The organism is Amphritea sp. 1_MG-2023, from assembly GCF_030547545.1.
Lineage (GTDB): Bacteria > Pseudomonadota > Gammaproteobacteria > Pseudomonadales > Balneatricaceae > Amphritea.
Genome location: NZ_JAUOQE010000071.1, coordinates 1 through 1,718, shown reverse-complemented (window position 1 = coordinate 1,718; position 1,718 = coordinate 1). Strand labels below are relative to the sequence as shown.

Annotated in this window: 2 protein-coding genes; both read left to right on the top strand. The window is 47.6% G+C overall.

Translation table 11 applies throughout. The features are described from left to right. The coding region (locus Q4488_RS18700) for a hypothetical protein (RefSeq protein ID WP_303582110.1) at positions 1–246 on the top strand (246 nt) is incomplete at its 5' end. 209 nt (positions 247–455) lie between these two features. After that, on the top strand, positions 456–1,718 hold a 1,263-nt coding region (locus Q4488_RS18695), incomplete at its 3' end, for a methyl-accepting chemotaxis protein (protein WP_303582108.1).

The window sequence follows — 1,718 nt, the reverse complement described above, 5'->3', positions numbered from 1 at the left end:
TCACAGCATGTCTTAAAAAGCATGAATGAAGCGGTCGCGCATATCCGCGAGTTGAATACCTTTATTGAAGTGGCCGCACATGAGCAAGCGCAGGCGGTTGCTGAAGTGAGTCACACCTTGGTCGAAATAAACTCGGCCGAAGCTGAGATTTCGCAAGGGGCGGTCATGGCCTCAGAGGGGAGTCAGCAGTTGTTAGATGTTGCACAACAGCAACAAGCGCTATTAGCACGCTTTGCAATCCGTTAATGGGGTTGATGATCGAAGCTGTGTTTTCAATTTTGCTTTTAATTCTCTAGATTTTTAAGCCTTTTGGGTTTTTACGCGGCCGCTTTAATAGGGCCGTTATGCTGTGTATGCGGTTGGCGGAATACGCTCAATCAGTATTAAAAAATTATAATGGTAAAACCCAAACGGGATTTAATAATTGGAGGCCGGTGGATAGACCGGAGTTGTGAATGAGACTGAATGTCACACATAAGCTGACAGCTGGATTTGCCCTAATGGTAATGTTGATCGTTGTCGTTGGTACGGGAGGCTTACTCGGAAGTCGGGCTATTTCTAATCATTTTTTTACGGTATCGGATAACGTTATTCCGTCGCTGTCGGGCAGCTTCCAGCAGATGGTTTACCTCGAAGAGGTTAATTCCGCACTTTTTTCGGCCTTGTCACAAAGCCGGATTAAAGGGTTGAACCAGAAAGTAAAAGAAGTCAAAGCGAAGATTGTTAAGTTTAACGAAGCGCAGGCGCAGGTAGCGGAAAAAGTTGCCGAGAAGCCAGAACTCAAAGCGACCCTTGAGGAAGTGGAAGCCGTTAGTCAGCAGTTTTTTGAGATCACCAGCAAGGTGATGTCGGATCGAAAGCAGGCCTTGATTCTTGAGTTTCAAACTCGTCAGGCGGAAATCGATTTTCAGGCACTCGGTAATACCCTGAATCTCTGGACACAGACACTCTATGAAGAGCAGGCCAATCAAGAGGTGCTTGATAAGGCACAGGATCTGAATATTGCTTTCAGAATGCATCGTTTTCAAGTAGTCGACTATCAGCGTACCGGTGATATTGAAAAGCTGAAGGCGTCTTTGGCTAACAATAGAGGCGAAATGCTCGCTACGTTTAAAGCGGTCGAGCCGATGGCGCCTAATGCGCAGTTGCTCAAGCGGACGATTACTTCGGTTAATAATCATCTCTATAGTAATGGTGGTTTAGTTGATTACTACACCGAGCAAGCCGCGGCGAATAAATCCTTGCTTGAAAGCTTGAATAAAACGGATAGTCTTATTTCCCGCGCCCGTGAGGCGATGTCTGCCTTTATTGAGGCGAACCATCAATTGGCCGGTAAGGCGCGTAATGAAGCCCAAAAGCTAGTTAACTTCAGTCATATCGGTATCGTGGGTTTGGCGTTGGGGGCGGTTGTGTTTGGTATCGTTGTCGCGGTGATTTTGGTGCAGACTATCCGCGTGCCATTGGCGCATATCCATCAAGGGCTGAGTGCGTTTAGGCAAGGTGATTTGAGTGTTGCCTTTGAGGTGGAGCGAGAAGATGAGTTTGGTGATCTGAGTCGTTATCTCAACTCGGTGGTGGAAGAGCTGCGGAGTATTTTACAGAATGTCGCGAAAGGGGCTGAACGTCTATCCTCGGTGGCTAACAGCAATGCGGCGATCAGTCAGCAAACGACACAATCGATGGCGCAGCAGAGCACCAAGCTAGAGCAGACGTCATCC